The 17959-nt window shown below is 67.1% G+C and carries 16 protein-coding genes and 1 other RNA gene; 8 read left to right on the top strand and 9 right to left on the bottom strand.

Annotation, left to right across the window (positions count from 1 at the left end):
• Positions 1 to 904 (bottom strand): GAF domain-containing protein (locus G3O06_RS39655; RefSeq protein ID WP_205819357.1); only part of this gene is annotated, 904 nt, incomplete at its 3' end.
• 536 nt (positions 905 to 1440) lie between these two features.
• Here G3O06_RS39655 and G3O06_RS39660 point away from each other — a divergent pair.
• The 6 genes from G3O06_RS39660 to lipA all read left to right on the top strand — a co-directional run bounded on the left by G3O06_RS39660 (position 1441) and on the right by lipA (position 7543).
• On the top strand, positions 1441 to 2499 hold the full coding sequence (locus G3O06_RS39660; protein ID WP_205819358.1) for an NAD(+)/NADH kinase: 1059 nt from the start codon (positions 1441 to 1443) through the stop codon (positions 2497 to 2499).
• Positions 2500 to 2558: 59 nt separating this feature from the next.
• A complete protein-coding gene (locus G3O06_RS39665) occupies positions 2559 to 3335 on the top strand; it encodes an SDR family NAD(P)-dependent oxidoreductase (RefSeq protein ID WP_174914797.1) in 777 nt (258 codons plus the stop codon).
• 77 nt (positions 3336 to 3412) lie between these two features.
• Entirely contained in the window at positions 3413 to 4396 is a 984-nt protein-coding gene (locus tag G3O06_RS39670; RefSeq protein WP_205819359.1) for a thiamine pyrophosphate-dependent dehydrogenase E1 component subunit alpha, read from the top strand.
• Between the two features lie 54 nt (positions 4397 to 4450).
• Positions 4451 to 5455, top strand: coding sequence for an alpha-ketoacid dehydrogenase subunit beta (locus tag G3O06_RS39675; RefSeq protein ID WP_205819360.1), 1005 nt, complete (start codon positions 4451 to 4453; stop codon positions 5453 to 5455).
• Positions 5456 to 5459: 4 nt separating this feature from the next.
• The gene (locus tag G3O06_RS39680) at positions 5460 to 6575 is read left to right on the top strand and encodes an acetoin dehydrogenase dihydrolipoyllysine-residue acetyltransferase subunit (protein ID WP_205819361.1); all 1116 of its coding nucleotides are present in this window, start codon (positions 5460 to 5462) and stop codon (positions 6573 to 6575) included.
• A 2-nt stretch (positions 6576 to 6577) separates the two neighbouring features.
• The gene (lipA, locus tag G3O06_RS39685; RefSeq protein WP_205819362.1) at positions 6578 to 7543 is read left to right on the top strand and encodes a lipoyl synthase; all 966 of its coding nucleotides are present in this window, start codon (positions 6578 to 6580) and stop codon (positions 7541 to 7543) included.
• 11 nt (positions 7544 to 7554) lie between these two features.
• Here lipA and G3O06_RS39690 read toward each other — a convergent pair whose 3' ends face one another.
• The 8 genes from G3O06_RS39690 to trxA form a co-directional block, all read right to left on the bottom strand.
• Entirely contained in the window at positions 7555 to 8910 is a 1356-nt protein-coding gene (locus G3O06_RS39690; protein ID WP_205819363.1) for an MATE family efflux transporter, read from the bottom strand.
• Between the two features lie 2 nt (positions 8911 to 8912).
• Positions 8913 to 10745: a glycosyltransferase family 39 protein gene (locus tag G3O06_RS39695; protein WP_174914808.1), complete on the bottom strand. Its 1833-nt coding sequence runs from the start codon at positions 10743 to 10745 to the stop codon at positions 8913 to 8915.
• A 144-nt stretch (positions 10746 to 10889) separates the two neighbouring features.
• Complete coding sequence (locus tag G3O06_RS39700) at positions 10890 to 11150, bottom strand: type B 50S ribosomal protein L31 (RefSeq protein ID WP_006753671.1); 261 nt, start codon at positions 11148 to 11150, stop codon at positions 10890 to 10892.
• A gap of 157 nt (positions 11151 to 11307) precedes the next feature.
• Entirely contained in the window at positions 11308 to 12141 is an 834-nt protein-coding gene (locus tag G3O06_RS39705) for a M90 family metallopeptidase (protein ID WP_205819364.1), read from the bottom strand.
• A 38-nt stretch (positions 12142 to 12179) separates the two neighbouring features.
• Positions 12180 to 13736 carry an MFS transporter gene (locus G3O06_RS39710; RefSeq protein WP_205819365.1) on the bottom strand — a complete coding sequence of 519 codons (1557 nt, stop codon included), beginning with the start codon at positions 13734 to 13736 and terminating at the stop codon, positions 12180 to 12182.
• Positions 13733 to 14233 (bottom strand): MerR family transcriptional regulator, encoded by a 501-nt coding sequence (locus G3O06_RS39715; RefSeq protein WP_174967490.1) that lies wholly within the window; start codon positions 14231 to 14233, stop codon positions 13733 to 13735. The genes G3O06_RS39710 and G3O06_RS39715 overlap by 4 nt, the downstream gene beginning before the upstream one ends.
• A gap of 136 nt (positions 14234 to 14369) precedes the next feature.
• A complete protein-coding gene (gene rho / locus G3O06_RS39720) occupies positions 14370 to 15632 on the bottom strand; it encodes a transcription termination factor Rho (RefSeq protein ID WP_006478662.1) in 1263 nt (420 codons plus the stop codon).
• Positions 15633 to 15825: 193 nt separating this feature from the next.
• Positions 15826 to 16152, bottom strand: a complete 327-nt coding sequence (gene trxA / locus G3O06_RS39725) for a thioredoxin TrxA (RefSeq protein WP_006402348.1) — start codon at positions 16150 to 16152, stop codon at positions 15826 to 15828.
• A gap of 405 nt (positions 16153 to 16557) precedes the next feature.
• On the opposite strand from trxA, the gene ffs reads away from it, so the two are divergent.
• Together ffs and dnaX are read left to right on the top strand one after the other, a co-directional pair.
• Positions 16558 to 16656, top strand: an RNA gene (gene ffs, locus G3O06_RS39730) — signal recognition particle sRNA small type.
• A 127-nt stretch (positions 16657 to 16783) separates the two neighbouring features.
• Positions 16784 to 17959 (top strand): DNA polymerase III subunit gamma/tau (gene dnaX / locus G3O06_RS39735; RefSeq protein ID WP_205819366.1); only part of this gene is annotated, 1176 nt, incomplete at its 3' end.

Genomic DNA, 17959 nt, shown 5'->3' on the forward strand with positions numbered 1-17959 from the left:
GTCGCGCATAGAGCGGCGCGCCGGTCGCGCGCAGCCGCAGCGCGACGATCGCGTCGAGCCGCGCGGCATCGCGCAGCGGCATCTCGGTCGCATCGAAGATCTCGTCGATATGGCGCGGTTCGCGCAGCGCCGGCAGCGCGTCGCGCGCCTGCCGGTTCGCGGCGACGATGTTGCCGCATTCGTCGAACGCGATCAGCCACTCGGGTTGCGCTTCGACGTAGTGACGATTCGGATGCCCGAACAGGATCCAGTGCTGCGCGGTGCTGTGCACGAAGTAGCCGTCCTCGATCAGCGCCGCGCTCTGCCGCACGAGCTGATAGACGAGACGCTGGCTGTCGCGGCCGTCGGGCGAATGAACGGCCGATGCGTCGAGCACGCCGATCAGCTCGCCGCCCGGCGAGAAGATCGGTGCCGCGCTGCAGGTGAGCGTCGTGAACGCCGCGCGAAAGTGGTCGGTCTTGTGCACGGTGATCGGCGCGAGATCGGTCAGCACGTTCGCGACACCGCACGTGCCTTCCTCGCTTTCCGACCAGCACGAGCCGATGTGCAGCCCCGCATGACGGAAGTCGTTGCGGCGCTCGCGGTCGATCCGGTAGTCGATCGTCACGCCGTGCGCGTCGGTCAGCATCACGCAGTAATCGGCGACGCGGATCATGTCGTGCAGCCGCGTCAGGCACTGGCCCGACGCGCGCAGGAAGGCCTCCTCCTTGTCGCGTACTTCGCGCAGCTCGGCTGCGGTCAGCACGCGCGGGCCGATCGACGAAGCGGGGTCGAGACAGTAGCGCTCCAGGGAACGCTGCCACGACGACACGAGGCGCGTGGAATCGGCCGGCGCGGGCAGGCGTCCGGCGAGCGCGCCGAGCACACGGTCGGCGTGCTGGGCCTGGGGGACGGCATAGGGCATGGTCGGCTCCGGTTCCGTACGGCGGGGAATGCGATGTTCTTGTAGCACATCCCGTTCGACGGATCACATTGCATCGCAGCACGCGGCGGGCGTGAGACGTTCGTCTCACCGGTATCGCGGGCCGTCTCGTGACGTTGAGACGCGTTCATGGGCGACCTGCGGAGATCGTCCGGCATGACGCGGCATGCGCGGCGCCGCGATACCGCGGGGTTTGCGGGCGGAGCGGCACGCTTGCGCCGGCGTCCCGAGGGCCATTTCGTCGCATCGGTGATGTGAGACGCACGGGCCGAATTGCCGTGCGCTCCGTCCTTCCAGCCGCGAATCGGGGGCACATGCATACCCGCCGCGTCAGCATTCACAAGGGTTTCACGTTCATCGCACGCACGATGGCACGCCGCTTGCAGAGATCACGTGCAAGTCGGCGCGGTCGCGTCGACGACGACGATCCGCCGCCCGGCGATGGCAGCGGACGAGACAGGCAGGGCCGTGGCGCACGTCAATGCGCCCGGGCCGGCCAACTGGATGGAGACGAACCCGTGACGACGCCCGTTACCGTCGGCGTGATCGCGAACCCCGCATCGGGGCGCGACATCCGCCGCCTCACGACGCATGCCTCCGTATTTCCGACGGCGGAGAAGGCGAACATGATCGTGCGCCTGCTGGCCGGCCTCGGCGCGATGGGCGTCGAGCGCGTGCTGACGCTGCGCGACCGGACGGGCATCGCGACGCTGCTGCTGCGCGCGATCGACACGCATCGTGCGGTCGCGCCGTACGAGCGCTGGCCCGAGGTCGAATTCGTCGACCTGCCGATCACCGACACCGTCGCCGATACACAGGCCGGCGCTGCGTACCTGCACCGGATGGAAGTCGCGCTGATCGTCGTGCTCGGCGGCGACGGCACCCATCGCGCCGTGGCCGCGCACTGCGGCGCGACGCCGCTCGTCGCACTGTCCACCGGCACCAACAACGCGTTTCCCGAACATCGCGAAGCAACGGTCGCCGGCGTCGCGGCAGGGCTTGCCGCGACCGGCGCGGTGCCGGCCGAAGTCGCGTTCACGCGCAACAAGCGACTCGTCGTGCGCTGCGTGGCGGGCGCGCAGCCGGGGCGCGAGGAGATCGCGCTCGTCGACGTGTGCGCCGCGCGGCAGCGCTTCATCGGTGCCCGCGCGATCTCGGGGTCCGACGACATCGATTCGCTCTACCTGACGTTTGCGGAACCGGACGGAATCGGCCTGTCCGCGCTCGGCGGCGCGTGGGCGCCGCTCGAACGCAGCGCGCCGCACGGGCTCGCGATGCGTTTCGCGGGTGAAGGCAAGACGGCCGGCACACCGCTCGTCGCACCGATTGCGCCAGGCCGAGTCGATCGCGTCGTGATGCGCAGCTGCGAACGGCTCGAGCCGGGCGCGTGGCAGGCGATTCCGTTCGAGTACGGCACGCTCGCGTTCGACGGCGAGCGCGAGATCGAGGTCGCGCGTGGCGATCGCTACGAGATTTCGCTCGACTGGCGCGGGCCGCTGACGGTCGACGTCGGCCGCACGCTGCGCTACGCGTCGTCACGGCAACTGCTGCGCGATGCCGGCGAGTGGCGCTATTGAGACACCGTTTTACCGAGTGACATTTCGACATCCATAACGATCGACAAGGAGACATCGCCATGACAACCCCACTCGAAGGACAGGTCGCCATCGTCACGGGCGGCGCGCGCGGCATCGGCCGCGGCATTGCACTGACGCTCGCCGGCGCGGGCGCCGACATTCTGCTCGCTGATCTGCTCGACGACGCACTCGATGCCACCGCGCGAGAAGTACGCGCGCTCGGCCGCCGGGCGGCGGTCGCGAAGGTCGACGTCACGCAGGCCGCGCAGGTGGACGCGATGGTCGCGCAGGCGCTCGCCGAACTCGGCCGGCTCGACATCCTCGTGAATTGCGCGGGCGTGATCAGCATTCATCCGGTCGGCGAGCTGACCGAGCGCGACTGGGATTTCGTGATGGACGTGAACGCGAAGGGCACGTTCCTCGGCTGTCGCGCGGCGCTAGCGCCGCTGAAGGCGCAGGGCCGCGGCCGGATCATCAACGTCGCGTCGATCGCGGGCAAGGAGGGCTTTCCGAATCTCGCGCACTACAGCGCGTCGAAATTCGCGGTCGTCGGCTTCACGAATGCGCTCGCGAAGGAGGTCGCGCGCGACGGCGTGACCGTCAACGCGATCTGCCCCGGCATCGTGCGTACCTACATGTGGGATCGGCTGTCCGACGAATGGAAGACCGACGGCGAATCGGTCGAGGAGTCGTGGCAGCGGCACCAGTTGACGCTGATTCCGCAGGGCCGCGCGCAGACGCCGGAAGACATGGGCCGGCTCGCGCTGTTCTTCGCGACGATGGACAACGTGACGGGCCAGGCCGTGAACGTCGACGGCGGCTTTACGTTCCACTGACGGCCGCGGGCCGTGCAATCCGTCGCCGCGTCTCGGACGCGGCGGCATTCGCAGTCAGACCTACCCAGGAGACACACATGACCGTTTCGACCCAGCTCAGCAGGGACACGCTGCTGGACGCCTACCGGCTGATGCGCACGATCCGCGAATTCGAGGAGCGCCTGCACGTTGAATTCGCGACCGGCGAGATCCCCGGTTTCGTTCACCTGTACGCGGGCGAGGAGGCGTCCGCGGTCGGCACGATCCTGCACCTCGGCCTCGACGACTACGTCGCGACCACGCACCGCGGCCATGGCCATTGCATCGCGAAGGGCGTCGACGTGCACGGGATGATGGCCGAGATCTACGGCAAGAAGACGGGCGTCTGCCACGGCAAGGGCGGCTCGATGCACATCGCCGACCTGGCGATGGGCATGCTCGGCGCCAACGGGATCGTCGGCGCGGGCGGGCCGCTCGTCTGCGGCGCGGCGCTCGCGGCGAAGCACCGGAAGACGGGTGGCGTCGGCGTGTGCTTCTTCGGCGACGGCGCATCGAACCAGGGCGTGATCTTCGAATCGATGAACCTCGCGTCGGTGTGGCGGCTGCCCGCGATCTTCGTGGCCGAAAACAACGGCTACGCGGAAGCGACGTCGTCGAGCTGGTCGGTCGCGACCGACAACATCGCCGATCGCGCGAACGGGTTCGGGATGCCGGGCGTGATCGTCGACGGCTTCGACTTCTTCGCGGTGCACGAAGCGCTCGGCGAGGCCGTCGAGCGCGCGCGCAACGGTGGCGGCCCGACGCTCGTCGAGGTGAAGTTCACGCGCTATTTCGGCCACTTCGAAGGCGATGCGCAAACCTATCGCGCACCCGGCGAGGTGCAGAGGCTGCGCGACGAGAAGGACTGCCTGAAGCATTTCGAAACGCGCGTCGTGCGGGCCGAGGCGCTGACGACCGCCGATCTGCGCGCGGTCGATGCACAGGTCAAATCGCTGATCGACGATGCGGTCGCGCAGGCCAAGGCCGCGCCGGTACCCGATGCGGCCGACCTGCTGACCGACGTCTACGTGTCGTATCCGTGAGCGCGGCCTGACACCGCAGCCGGCACGGCGAACCGAACATTCCAGGAGACAGACATGGCAAGGAAGATCACTTATTCGCAGGCGATCAACGAGGCGCTCGCGCAGGAAATGGCGCGCGACGACAGCGTGATCGTGATGGGCGAGGACAATGCGGGCGGCGCGGGCGCGCCGGGCGAGGACGATGCGTGGGGCGGCGTGCTCGGCGTGACGAAGGGGCTGTTCCACAAGTTTCCGGGCCGCGTGCTCGATACGCCGCTGTCGGAGGGCGGCTACATCGGCGCGGCGGTAGGCGCGGCCGCGTGCGGGATGCGGCCCGTCGCGGAACTGATGTTCATCGATTTCATGGGCGTGTGCTTCGACCAGATCTTCAACCAGGCCGCCAAGTTCCGCTACATGTTCGGCGGCAAGGCCGTGACGCCGGTCGTGATCCGCGCGATGTACGGCGCCGGCCTGCGCGCGGCCGCGCAGCATTCGCAGATGCTCACGTCGCTGTTCACGCACATTCCGGGGCTGAAGGTCGTGTGCCCGTCGACGCCGTACGACGCGAAGGGGCTGCTGATCCAGGCGATCCGCGACAACGATCCCGTGATCTTTCTCGAACACAAGCTGCTCTATACCCGCGAAGGCGATGTGCCGGAGGAGTCCTATGCGATCCCGTTCGGCGAAGCGAACGTGATGCGCGAAGGCGACGACGTGACGATCGTCACGTACGGCCGGATGGTGCACCTCGCGATGGACGCGGCCGCGAAGCTCGCGAAGGACGGCATCCAGGTCGACGTGATCGACCTGCGCACGACGTCGCCGCTCGACGAGGAAACGATCCTCGAAAGCGCGGAGCGCACCGGGCGCGTGGTGGTCGTCGACGAAGCGAACCCGCGCTGCTCGATCGCGACCGATATCGCCGCGCTCGTCGCGCAGCGTGCGTTCCATGCGCTGAAGGCGCCGATCGAGCTCGTGACCGCACCGCATACGCCCACGCCGTTCGCGAGCGTGCTGGAAGACCTGTATATCCCGTCCGCCGATGCGATTGCGCAGGCGGTCCTGAAGACGAGGAGCTGACACGATGTCGATTCACATGATCACGATGCCCAAGTGGGGGCTGTCGATGGAGCAGGGGCAGGTCAATGGCTGGCTGAAGGCGCTCGGCGAACGCGTGACGAAGGGCGACGAAGTGCTCGACGTCGAGACCGACAAGATCTCGTCGGGCGTCGAATGCGCGTTCGACGGCACGCTGCGCCGGCAGGTCGCGCAGGAAGGCGAGACGCTGCCGGTCGGCGCGCTGCTCGGTGTCGTCGCGGCCGCCGACGCGAGCGATGCCGACATCGATGCGGCGATCGCCGAGTTCCAGCGCGATTTCGTGCCGAGCGCGGCTGCCGATGAAGCCGCGGGCCCGCAGCCCGAAAAGGCGCAGATCGGCGGCCGGACGGTGCGCTTCCTGAAGCTCGGCGAAGGCACCGGCACGCCCGCGGTGCTGATCCATGGCTTCGGCGGCGACCTGAACAACTGGCTGTTCAATCACGCGGATCTCGCCGCGCACCGGCCGGTGTGGGCGCTCGACCTGCCCGGTCATGGCGAGTCGGGCAAGGCGGTCGAGACGGGCAGTCTCGACGAACTGGCCGACGCGGTGCTCGCGCTGCTCGATGCGCAGGGCATCGACCAAGCCCACCTGATCGGCCATTCGATGGGCGGCGCGGTCGCGATGGCGGCGGCCGAGCGCGCGCCGCAACGCGTCGCGTCGCTGACGCTGATCGCGAGCGCGGGGCTCGGCACCGACATCAATCGCGCCTACATCGACGGCTTCGTCGCCGGGAACAGCCGCAACACGCTGAAGCCGCACCTCGGGGCGCTGTTCGCGGACAACGCGCTGGTCACGCGGCAGCTCGTCGAGGATCTCGTCAAGTACAAGCGTCTGGAAGGCGTGCAGGCCGCGCTGGAGAAGATCGCGAATGCCGCGTTCGACGGCGCCGCACAGCGGCGCGTGTTCCGCGACCGGCTCGCGACGCTTGCGCCGCGCACGCTCGTGATCTGGGGCGAGCACGACCAGGTGATCCCGGCGCGGCACGCGCAGGGTTTGCCTGAAGGCGTGCGTGCCGAGGTGATCGCCGGCGGCGGGCACATGGTGCAGATGGAGGCGGCTGCCGACGTGAACCGCCTGATCGTCGCGTTTCTCGGAGGCTGACGATGGCCGCCGCGCTCGAACGACCCAGCCTCACGGCGCTCGGCCAGCCCGGCGCGAGAAGCCGCGACAAGCTCGCGCGCATTCCGGTGCGCGTCGAGCCCGCGGCCGGTGCGGCGTTGCCGAAGCCGCCGTGGCTGCGCGCGCGGCCGATGATGAGCGCGGCGGTCGCCGACATGGCGGCCGTGCTGCGCGACCATCGGCTGCATTCCGTCTGCGAGGAGGCGATGTGCCCGAACATCGGCGAATGCTTCGCGCAGCGCACCGCGACCTTCATGATCATGGGCGGCCTGTGCACGCGGCGCTGCCCGTTCTGCGACGTCGCGCACGGTCGTCCCGAGCCGCTCGATCCCGACGAGCCCGCGCGGCTGGCCGATGCGGCCGCGGCGCTCGGGCTGCGCTACGTCGTGATCACGTCGGTCGACCGCGACGACCTGCGCGACGGCGGCGCCGCGCATTTCGCCGCGTGCATCGCGGCGGTGCGCGCGAGCGTGCCGGGCATCGGTGTCGAAGTGCTGACACCGGACTTCCGCGGCCGCGTGGCCCGCGCGCTCGATGCGTTGTCGACGGCCTGGCCCGACGTGTTCAACCACAACATCGAGACGGTGCCGTCGCTGTATCGCGCGGCGCGGCCGGGCGCCGACTATCGCGGTTCGCTCGAATTGCTCGCGCAGGCGAAGCGGGTGCGGCCGGGACTGGTGACGAAATCGGGGTTGATGCTCGGGCTCGGCGAGTGCGACGACGAAGTGCGCGACACGCTGCGCGACCTGCGTGCGCATGACGTCGACGTGCTGACGCTCGGCCAGTATCTCGCACCGTCCGCGCACCATCTGCCGGTGCGACGCTACGTGAGCCCGGACGCATTCGCCGCGTGGCGCGACGAGGCGCTATTGCTGGGTTTCAGGGAAGTCGTCGCCGGCCCGCTCGTGCGGTCGTCGTATCACGCGGCCGACGTGCTGGAGGAGACGTAGCGGGCGGCGCGTCAGGCGGATGCCGACGCATGCGCACGACTGACGCGGCGCAGGTACAGCACGAGCCCGGCGCCCGCGAGCATCAGGCTGATCGTGTTCGCGAACCAGAAGCCGCGCGCGCCGGTCAGCCACGCGGGCGCGATGCCGCCCACGTCGAAACCGAGCGCGTAGCCGCCGCTGAGCCCGACGCCCCACAGCGCGACCGCATAGATCACGGTCGGCACGACCGCGACCTTGTAGGCGCGCAGCACGAACGCCGACGTGACCTGCAGTGCATCGAAGACGTGGTAGCACGCGACGATCGCGACAAGCGGCATCGCGGCCGCCGCGACGGCCGGGTTCGGCGTATAGCCGCCGATGATCAGCGGTCGCAGCACGAACACGAGCAGGCCGTAGGTCGCGGCAATGCCGCACGCGAAGATCACGCTGTGCCGGCCGAGCAGCCGGGCTTCGTCGGGCCGTCCGGCGCCGAGCGCGCGCGCGACCAGCGTCGACGCCGCCACGCCGATCGACAACGGCGTCATGTACAGCACCGCGCCGATGTTGCCGGCGATCTGGTGGCCGGCGAGCGTCGTCGTGCCGAACTGCGCGATGAACAGCGCCATGCACGTGTACGACGTGACCTCGATCAGGTACGACAGGCCCATCGGCACACCGAGTTTCAGGATCGCCTTCTGGCGTTCCCAGACCGGCCAGCAGAAGCGCGAGAAGATCGCGAGCGGCGCAAACACGTCGAGCTTCGCGAGCAGCGTGTAGCCGATCAGCGCGAGCGCCCAGTTGATCAGCGTGCTCGCGAGCCCGCAGCCGGGGCCGCCGAGAGCCGGCACGCCGAACCCGCCGAAGATGAACCACACGTTGAGCGGAAACTTGAGCAGCAGCGCGCCGATCTGCAGGATCATCGCGAGGCGCGGCTTGCCGGCCGCATTGGTCAGCGCGTTGTAGATGCGGAAGACGAGGCTGGCGGGCAGCCCGTACGACAGAATGCGCAGGTAGTCGACGGTGCGGTCGTGCAGCGCGGCGGGCGTGTGCGCGACGCGCAGCAGCGGTTCGGGAAAATGCAGCAGGAGGAAGCCGGGCACCGCGAGCAGTAGCGCGAGCCACAGCGCCTGGCGCACTTCCTCGCCGATCTCGGCATAGCGCCGCGCGCCGTACAGCTGCCCGGTGATCGGCTGCAGCGCGGACAGGATGCCCGTCAGGCCGATATAGATCGAAATGTAGATCGACGAGCCGAGCCCGAGCGCGGCCAGGTCGACGGCCGAGTAGCGCCCGACCATCGCGGTGTCGATCACGCCGAACGCGATGATTGCGAGCTGGCCGACGAGCACCGGCCACGCGAGACCGACGATCCGGCGGATGTCGCCGAACATCGTCAATCGGCCGGCTGGCGGCGCGGCGGACGCCGCTTGACGGGCGTCTTCGGCCGTTCGATGCGCTCGTACAGGCGGAAGCGCTCGTCGCGGTCGGCGGCACGGCGGCCTTCCCACACGAGACGCCACACGTATTGCGACATCGAGCTCGGCTCGCCGAAGTCCGCGCGGTCCTGGCGCAGGATCACGTCGCAGTCGCCGGAGAAGTCGAAGCGCATGTTGCCGAAATACGCGAAGGTCGCGATCTGCGCGTCACCGAGCCGCACGGGCGAGATGCACTCGTAGTCGGAAGGCAGGTGTACGGCGATCTGCTGGGCGACATCGCGATAGGTCCGGCCGTAGTTGACGATCGGCAGCCACAGCGTCATCAGCAGCACCCACATCAGGGTGGTGCCCGCGCCCGACAGCACGACGCTGCGCCACAGCACCTTCGGCTGGCGCGAGATGCGCCAGCGCACGAGGAAGCACCAGCACACGGTGGCGATCACCGCGCAGATGAACGACAGGATCTTGAAGTGCGGCTCGTAACCGGGCACGAGGCGCGCCAGGTTGCGAGCGAGCGGATGCGGGAAGCCCGTGAGCGATGCGAGCCACACGAGCCACACGAAGGTGCCGAGGATCGTGAAGCTCAGCACCGCGAACCAGTCGATCGCGTTGATCGCGCCGCGTTTGAGGGTCGGCAGCGCGAACGTCGCGAGCACCGCGAGCGGCGGCAGCAGCAGCATGTACATGCGGTTCGACTGCTGGCTCTGCAGGATCACGAGCGCGACGAGCGGCACGGCGACCGACAGCGGAATCGCGATGTGCGCGCGGCGGCGCATGCCGGCCCAGCTCCACCATGCCCAGATCGCGAGCGGCCACGCGGGCCACGTGAACAGCGGCAGGTTCTTTGCCGCATAGCCGAGCACCGCGGTCGGCGGGCCCGAAAAACGCATCAGGCTGCCGTGGATCCACTGGTTGAAGAACCATGCGGCGTCGTCGGGCGCCGCGACGAACGCGGCCAGCGGCCACAGCGCGAAGATCGCGGCCGCGAGCGGCACGCCGACGAGCGGCAGGCGCAGGTTGCGCATCTCGGGCGTGACGAGCCACAGCACGGCGGTGCCGGCGAGCAGGGCGACGACCAGCACCGGGTTGCCGGACAGTGCGACGAGGCCGATCGCGACACCCCACCACAGCGCGCCCTGCATCGGCTTGTCGATGCCGCGCACGATCCCGTAGACGAGCATCGCGATCCACGCGAACTGCGCGAGCTGCGGCGTCGTTTCGTGCCCGCGCTCCGCGAGGCCGAAGCAGGCGACGAGAACCAGCAGCGCGCCGTCGGCGAGCGTGCGGCCGTAGTCGCGCGGCTCGGGCTCGCCGCCGAATGCGTATTTGAACGGCTGGACTTCGGCACGGCGGCCGAGCAGGTAGGCCGCGTACCAGACGAATGCGCACGCGACGCAGAACAGCACGCCGGTATCGACGCGCGATGCGTTGCTTGCGTCGACCCACGTGCCGAGGCCGCGGATCGACAGTGCGCCGAGCCAGTAGCCGAGCGGCCCGTCGGTCGTGATGAACTTGCCGACCAGGTTCGGCAGCAGCCAGTCGTGCCAGCCGCCCTTGGCCATCGTCCACATCACGCCAAAGCCCGCCGCGTCCTCGTTCTTCCACGGGTCGCGACCGAACAGGCCGAACGCGGCGTAGACGAAGCAGAGGGTGAGCAGCAGCCAGCGCGGCAGCGCGCGCGTGGCGGAGGCGGTGAGACGGACGACAGGCTTCATGCAGATGAGCGATTTGTTATGGGCGGGTGGCCGGCGCGGTTGCGCGCGGTGGAGCCGGTTTCGAGCATCCGGCATTGTAGACGCGCCCGCTGTTGCGCGTCAGGTCGATGCCCGGGCGCCGGCTGGCGCCTGCCGGGCGAGCAGAGACAAAAAAGGGCAGCCTGGGCTGCCCTTTTGTGCGACACCGGTGCGTTGCAACCACCGGATGCAATGCGAAGCTTACTTCGCCTTGCCGCTGGCGCGTACGCCGAACTTGTTCTTGAACTTCTCGACACGGCCTGCCGTGTCCATGATCTTTTGCTGACCCGTGTAGAACGAGTGCGATTCCGACGACACTTCGATCTTGGCGAGCGGGTAGGTCTTGCCGTCGAGTTCGATGTTTTCGCGCGTCTGGATCGTCGAGCGCGTGATGAACTTGAAGCCGTTCGACATGTCTTGGAAGACGACTTCGCGGTAGTTCGGGTGGATGCCTTCTTTCATGGTCTTTCCTTGGTGAGAGCGGTAGCCAACCCGCCGCTTGCCGTGCCGGAGCGCGCATATTGCGCAAACCAGACGACGCCAAGCCCGGCGCGAGCCACTTGCCTAAGGTCGAAAAACGGCGATTATGCCAGAAAATCAGATGGTTGACGAATAATTTTCACGGTGTGTCGAGCGCGCCGGTGCCGGCCGGATCCTGCCGGTAGTAGCGCGCGAGCAGCCGGTACAGCTCCGGAAATTCGGACTCGAACGCTTTCGGCCGGACGAACAGCGCTTCGCTGCATACCGCGAAGAATTCCGACGGGTGGTCGGCCGCATAGGGATCGATCAGCGAGTCCCGCTCGAAGCGCGCCCACGCGCGGTCCGGCACGGCGTCTACGCGCGCGCAGAACTGGTCGTAAGCGTGCTCGAACACGTCGGCCCAGGCCTCGGCATCAAGGTGCGGCGCGTGCCAGCGGCGAAACAGGGGCGGATAGCCGTCGGCCGCGCCGTTGACCATGTCGATCTTGTGCGCGAACTCGTGGATCACGACGTTGTACGCGTCGCGGCCGTCCGTCATCTGCGCATCTTCCCAGGACAGGATCACGGGGCCGCCTTCCCAGGCCTCGCCGCTCGCATCCTGCTCGACTTCGTGGACGACGCCGTCCTCGTCCTGCACCGTCTTGCGGATCACGAATTCGCCCGGATACACGACGACGCCGACCCAGCCGTCGTACAGCGACAGGTCGAGATTCAGCACGGGCAGGCAGGCCTGCACGGCGATCGCGACGACCATCGCGTCGGTCAGCTCGAGCCCGTGCGCGGTCGAGAACGATTTCTTCGCGATGAACAGGCTCGTCAGTTCGCGCAGCCGGCCGAGCGCATCGGGCGACAGCGCCGCGAGGAACGGCAGGCGCTCGACGGTGTCCTGCCACAGCGCGTCGGGGATCGGGTGGCTGCGCAGCGCGCGGTCGCGGCGGCGGTCGTCGAACCAGCGGGTCAGTTTCGAGAGCATGAAGGCGGCTCGCGGAAATCCAAAGCCTGTCTTTTAACTCAATCGATCTCTTTTTGCCATGCCGCGAAGAGGCCGCCGACGAGCGCGACGCCCGCCAGGAAGTAAAAGCCGTCGAGCGACGCGAGGAACGAAGCCTGTTGCGCGACCATCCGCGCGATCGACGCGATCGCGAGGCCGTGCGCTTCGTTCGGCGCGTGGCCGGCGGCGGCATAGCTGTGCGTCAGCGCATCGACGGTCTGCTGGAACAGCGGATCGAACACGTTCGCGCGTTCGACGAGCCGCGTTTGGTGCACGGCCACGCGGTGCTGTTCGACGATGATCACCGATGACGTCGCGAACGAGATCGTCAGTTGCCGCACGATGTTCTTCAGCCGATAGCCGTGCGTATATTCGTCGATCGCGAAGATCCGGAACGTCAGGTTGGCCACCGGCAGCACGATGAAGAGCAGCAGCAGCCCGCGCAGCAGCAGCGGGACGATCAGCGCGGCTTCACCGACCTGCGGCGTCATTCGCGTCATCCACAGCGCGGCCGTGATGGCGATCGCGAACCCCGGCACGACGAACCACTTCTTGTGCGTGACGAACTTCGCGTAACGCAGGTACGCGAACAGCGCGGTGGCTGAAATCAGCGACATCGTGCCCACCAGCCGCCCGGCGTTCTCGACCGGATAGCCGAGCCCGCCTTCGAGGAACCGCGACGTCAGGTAGCTGAAGCCCGTCGACTCGTAGTAATAGAACATGTAGAGCAGCAGCCCGACCTGGAACGTCCGTTCGCGGAACGCGTGCAGGCGCACGAGCGGCGTCGGATGGTTCCACTGGTGATACGTGAACCACGCAAGCGCGCCGATCCCCGCGATCGTCAGCACGATCAGCATCGGCGAGCCGCTGTAGAGCTGGTAATGCACCTGCTGCAGCACGATCTGCAGCGCGCCTTGCGCGAGCGCGAACACGACATACGGCCAGAAGTGCCCGGAGCCGCGTTCGTCGTCGGGTGTCCGGCCCGAATCGGGCAGCGTGAGCAATGCGAGGATCGCGAACGCGATGCCGGCCGGCGCCGTGCACGCGAACAGCGCGCGCCACGTCGAATGCGCGACGAGCAGGCCGCCGACGATCGGTGCGAGCGCGCTGCCGAGCAGGATCATGATCAGGAACGCGCGTGTCGCGGGCGGCCGTTCCTGCGGCTTGAAACTGATCTGGATCAGGATCCGGCACGCACCCATCATCGGGCCGATGAAATATCCCTGGAAGCCGCGTGCGAATGCGAGTTCGAGCGACGTATCGGCGAGCGCGGCCGCGATCGCGCCGAACGAGAACATCAGCATGCAGCCTGCGACGTAGCGGCGATGGCCGAGCCGGTCGACCCACCATTGCTGCTGCAGGATGCCGAGCACGGCCGTGACCGCGTAGGCGCTCGACGACCACACGAGTTCGTCGGGCGATGCGTTGATGCCGCCCGCGATGTAGCTCGCGAAGAACGAGAAGACGGCGTTGTCGAAATAGTCGATGCCGGTGACGAGTGCGAGCGCCCACGGGAACAGGTCCGCGCGCAGGTTCGCGCGGCTCCACAGCGGCGAGCGACCGGGCATCGCACTCATTCGCGTGTCTTGCGCGTGCGCCGCGTGCCGGCTTCGGCCTGCCGCTGCGCGATCAGCGCATCGGCGTTTTCGCCGGCAAGACGCCGATCGACGTAGTCGATGTCGTGCTGCAGCTCCTTGCGCAGCGCGATGGCTTCTTTCAGTTCGCGCTGGACGGCCGCGATCCGCCGGTCGAGCGTATCGATCTGTTCGGTGAGACCGGTGCGGATGTCGCGCAGCGACGCGTCGGAATAGCGGCGCCGGCCGTCGCCCGTTTCTTCCAGTGGGCGCTTCAGCATCTCGGTGATGCCGTGCAGCGAGAAGCCGAGCGCGCGCAGCCGCAGGATGCGCGCGAAGCGTTCGAGGTCGGCTTCGTCGTAGAGGCGGTAGCGACCTTCGCTGCGCGATGGCGTGACGAGGCCGCGCTCTTCGTAATACTTCAGCGTGCGCGGCGTGACGCCGAGCCGCGACGCGGCATCGCTCACGGTCAGCAGCGGGGTGGAGGCGTCGTTCGGCATCGGGAGGCGGGGGATTCGGTGTGGGCGATGACGCGATTATAGATCAACCTGTACGTTCACGTTCATGTTGACGCCGAAAAACGGCCGCCGGGCAGGATGCGCGGGCGGCCGTCTTTTTGGTGCGGGGCTGGGGTGATCAGCCGCCGCGGCGCATCAGGTCGAAGAACTCGGAGTTGCTCTTCGTCTGGCGGATCTTGTCGAGCAGGAATTCCATCGCTTCGACTTCGTCCATGTCGTGGATGAACTTGCGCAGCACCCAGATCTTCTGAAGGATCTCGGGCTTGATCAGCATTTCTTCGCGACGCGTGCCCGACTTGTTCAGGTTGATCGACGGATACACGCGCTTTTCCGCGAGGCGGCGCTCGAGGTGCACTTCCATGTTGCCGGTGCCCTTGAACTCTTCGTAGATCACGTCGTCCATGCGGCTGCCGGTTTCGATCAGTGCGGTGCCGATGATCGTCAGCGAGCCGCCTTCCTCGATGTTGCGCGCCGCGCCGAAGAAGCGCTTCGGACGTTGCAGTGCGTTCGCGTCGACACCACCCGTCAGCACCTTGCCCGATGCCGGGATCACGGTGTTGTACGCGCGTGCGAGACGCGTGATCGAGTCGAGCAGAATCACGACGTCGTGCTTCATTTCGACGAGGCGCTTGGCCTTCTCGATCACCATTTCGGCGACCTGGACGTGGCGCGTGGCCGGTTCGTCGAACGTCGATGCGATCACTTCGCCGGCGACCGAACGCTGCATTTCGGTCACTTCTTCAGGGCGCTCGTCGATCAGCAGCACGAACAGGATCACGTCCGGGTGGTTCTGCTTGATCGCGTGTGCGATGTGCTGGAGCATCACGGTCTTGCCCGACTTCGGCGACGCGACGAGCAGGCCGCGCTGGCCCTTGCCGATCGGCGCGATCATGTCGATGATGCGGCCCGTGACGTTTTCCTCGCCGCGCATTTCGCGTTCGAGCGACAGCGGCTTGTTCGGGTGCAGCGGCGTGAGGTTCTCGAACATGATCTTGTGTTTCGAGGCCTCGGGCGGCTGCCCGTTGACTTTGTCGACCTTCACCAGCGCGAAGTAGCGCTCGCCGTCCTTCGGCGTGCGGACTTCACCTTCGATGGTGTCGCCGGTGTGCAGGTTGAAGCGGCGGATCTGCGACGGGCTGATATAGATGTCGTCGGTGCTCGCGAGGTACGACATTTCCGGCGAGCGCAGGAAGCCGAAGCCGTCCGGCAGCACTTCGAGCGTACCGTCGCCGAAGATCGTCTCTCCCGTCTTGGCGCGCTTTTTAAGAATGGCAAACATCAACTCCTGCTTGCGCAGGCGGTTCGCGTTTTCGATCTCCAGGCCATTGGCCATTTCGATCAGTTCGGAGACGTGCAGAGACTTGAGCTCGGATAAATGCATACGGAGAACCCGCCAGGGAGGAGACGACGAAAGAAATAAAGGGAGGAGGGCGAGCGGAAGCGCTCAGAGACTTAAATGCGTCTTGTAGACGTTTTTTAATTCTAGCATAGGCCGATTCGCGCTTGAGCGAGCGATCGGCGGCTTGTCGGCGGACGTGTTGCCGGTTGACAACACGTCCGCGGAACTGTCTGTATTACAGGTGGCTGTCCAGGAATGCGGTGAGCTGCGACTTCGACAGTGCGCCGACCTTCTGCGCGGCGGCCGCGCCGTTCTTGAACAGGATCAGCGTCGGGATGCCGCGCACGCCGAATTTCGCGGGCGTTGCCTGGTTGTCGTCGACGTTGATCTTCGCGATCTGCAGCTTGTCGCCGTAATCCTTCGCGACTTCGTCGAGGATCGGGGCGATCATCTTGCACGGGCCGCACCATTCGGCCCAGAAATCGACGAGCACGGGCTTGTCGGACTTGACGACGTCCTGTTCGAACGATGCGTCGCTGATGTGTTTGATCTGTTCGCTCATTGGGTCAATACCTCTTACGGTTCGGGGACTGCCTGCTTGCGCGTTGCGGCGTACCGGCTGCCGTTGGCTGCCGGCCACTGCGGCAGGTCACTCCGCTCTCCGGAAAGGAGGGGTGTAAGCGCTGCATGCCGCGGCTCGCGGGTCGTTCGGGCGTCATATTAGCCTAAATTGCTATCTGCTGCGGGCGGCGATAGTAGCCGCTACGCGAGTAGGGGTACGACGCGACGTTCGACCGTTGTGTACAGCAGGTGGAGGCCGGCCCGCAAATTACAAGGGGTGGGTGCGCATGCATTTCGATTTGGGGGCATTGCGTGCCGTGCGATGCGCGCCGGTTTGTCTGGTCATATTCGCATTGGTGCGAACAAACGGTCGCATTCATTCGGAAGCGGTGATAGAATATGCCGTGACGGGCCTCCTCGCATGGTGGGGCGGTGAACCTGGTCAGGTCGGGAACGAAGCAGCCACAATCGTTTTCCGCCAGTGCCGAGGGTTGGGCTCGTCACCTTCCTTCTCGCCCCGTTCGCCGGGCGTTTTTTATTTCTGCACCACACTCCGTTTTGCCTGCGCGTTGCCAGTCTTCCGCACCGTTTCGCGTGTCGGCGCGACGCAGCGTTACTGATACAATTTCCCGATGACCTATCAAGTTCTCGCACGCAAGTGGCGTCCGAAGGATTTCGCTTCGCTCGTCGGCCAGGAGCACGTCGTCAGGGCGCTCACGCACGCGCTCGACGGCGGGCGTCTCCATCACGCCTATCTGTTTACCGGAACCCGCGGTGTCGGCAAGACGACGCTGTCGCGGATCTTCGCCAAGGCACTCAATTGTGAAACCGGCGTCACGTCGCAGCCGTGCGGCGTGTGCCGCGCCTGTCGCGAGATCGACGAAGGGCGTTTCGTCGATTACGTCGAGATGGATGCCGCGAGCAATCGCGGCGTCGATGAAATGGCCGCGCTGCTCGAGCGCGCGGTGTACGCGCCCGTCGATGCGCGCTTCAAGGTCTACATGATCGACGAAGTGCACATGCTGACGAATCACGCGTTCAACGCGATGCTGAAGACGCTCGAAGAGCCGCCGCCGCACGTCAAGTTCATCCTCGCGACGACCGATCCGCAGAAAATTCCCGTCACCGTGCTGTCGCGCTGCCTGCAGTTCAACCTGAAGCAGATGCCGGCCGGGCACATCGTGTCGCATCTCGAACGGATTCTCGGCGAAGAGCAGATCACGTTCGAGTCGCAAGCATTGCGCCTGCTCGCGCGTGCCGCGCAGGGCAGCATGCGCGACGCGCTGTCGCTCACCGACCAGGCGATCGCCTATTCGGCGAACGAGGTGACCGAGTCGGCCGTGTCGGGCATGCTCGGCGCGCTCGATCAAACTTACATGGTGCGTCTGCTCGACGCGCTTGCCGCCGGCAGCGGCCCGGAAATCCTCGCGATTGCCGACGAGATGTCGCTGCGCAGCCTGTCGTTCTCGACCGCGCTCCAGGATCTCGCGAGCCTGCTGCACCGGATCGCGTGGGCGCAGTTCGCACCCGGCTCGGTGCTCGACGAATGGCCCGAAGCGGGCGACCTGCGCCGCTTTGCCGACACGCTGAGCCCGGAGCAGGTCCAGCTGTTCTATCAGATCGCGACGGTCGGTCGCGCCGAGCTCGGCCTGGCACCGGACGAGTACGCCGGTTTCACGATGACGTTGCTGCGGATGCTCGCGTTCGAGCCGGCGGTTGCCGCCGGCAGTGCGCCGGGCGGCCAGCCGTCCGTGCCGCGTGCGGTGCCGGGCCCGCGCGTGGCGGCCGCATCGGCCGCTGCGGCGAAG

This window comes from Burkholderia sp. Ac-20345, assembly GCF_017104825.1.
In the GTDB taxonomy this organism is placed as follows: Bacteria; Pseudomonadota; Gammaproteobacteria; order Burkholderiales; family Burkholderiaceae; genus Burkholderia; species Burkholderia lata_B.

Excerpts from the sequence above, each read along its gene's own strand:
- trxA (WP_006402348.1), bottom strand. The coding sequence starts at position 16,152 with ATGAGCGAACAGATCAAACACATCAGCGACGCATCGTTCGAACAGGAC.
- lipA (WP_205819362.1), top strand. The coding sequence starts at position 6,578 with ATGGCCGCCGCGCTCGAACGACCCAGCCTCACGGCGCTCGGCCAGCCC.
- G3O06_RS39675 (WP_205819360.1), top strand. The coding sequence starts at position 4,451 with ATGGCAAGGAAGATCACTTATTCGCAGGCGATCAACGAGGCGCTCGCG.
- G3O06_RS39715 (WP_174967490.1), bottom strand. The coding sequence starts at position 14,233 with ATGCCGAACGACGCCTCCACCCCGCTGCTGACCGTGAGCGATGCCGCG.
- G3O06_RS39665 (WP_174914797.1), top strand. The coding sequence starts at position 2,559 with ATGACAACCCCACTCGAAGGACAGGTCGCCATCGTCACGGGCGGCGCG.
- G3O06_RS39705 (WP_205819364.1), bottom strand. The coding sequence starts at position 12,141 with ATGCTCTCGAAACTGACCCGCTGGTTCGACGACCGCCGCCGCGACCGC.
- G3O06_RS39670 (WP_205819359.1), top strand. The coding sequence starts at position 3,413 with ATGACCGTTTCGACCCAGCTCAGCAGGGACACGCTGCTGGACGCCTAC.
- G3O06_RS39690 (WP_205819363.1), bottom strand. The coding sequence starts at position 8,910 with ATGTTCGGCGACATCCGCCGGATCGTCGGTCTCGCGTGGCCGGTGCTC.
- G3O06_RS39695 (WP_174914808.1), bottom strand. The coding sequence starts at position 10,745 with ATGCCGGATGCTCGAAACCGGCTCCACCGCGCGCAACCGCGCCGGCCA.
- G3O06_RS39700 (WP_006753671.1), bottom strand. The coding sequence starts at position 11,150 with ATGAAAGAAGGCATCCACCCGAACTACCGCGAAGTCGTCTTCCAAGAC.
- G3O06_RS39710 (WP_205819365.1), bottom strand. The coding sequence starts at position 13,736 with ATGAGTGCGATGCCCGGTCGCTCGCCGCTGTGGAGCCGCGCGAACCTG.
- G3O06_RS39680 (WP_205819361.1), top strand. The coding sequence starts at position 5,460 with ATGTCGATTCACATGATCACGATGCCCAAGTGGGGGCTGTCGATGGAG.
- rho (WP_006478662.1), bottom strand. The coding sequence starts at position 15,632 with ATGCATTTATCCGAGCTCAAGTCTCTGCACGTCTCCGAACTGATCGAA.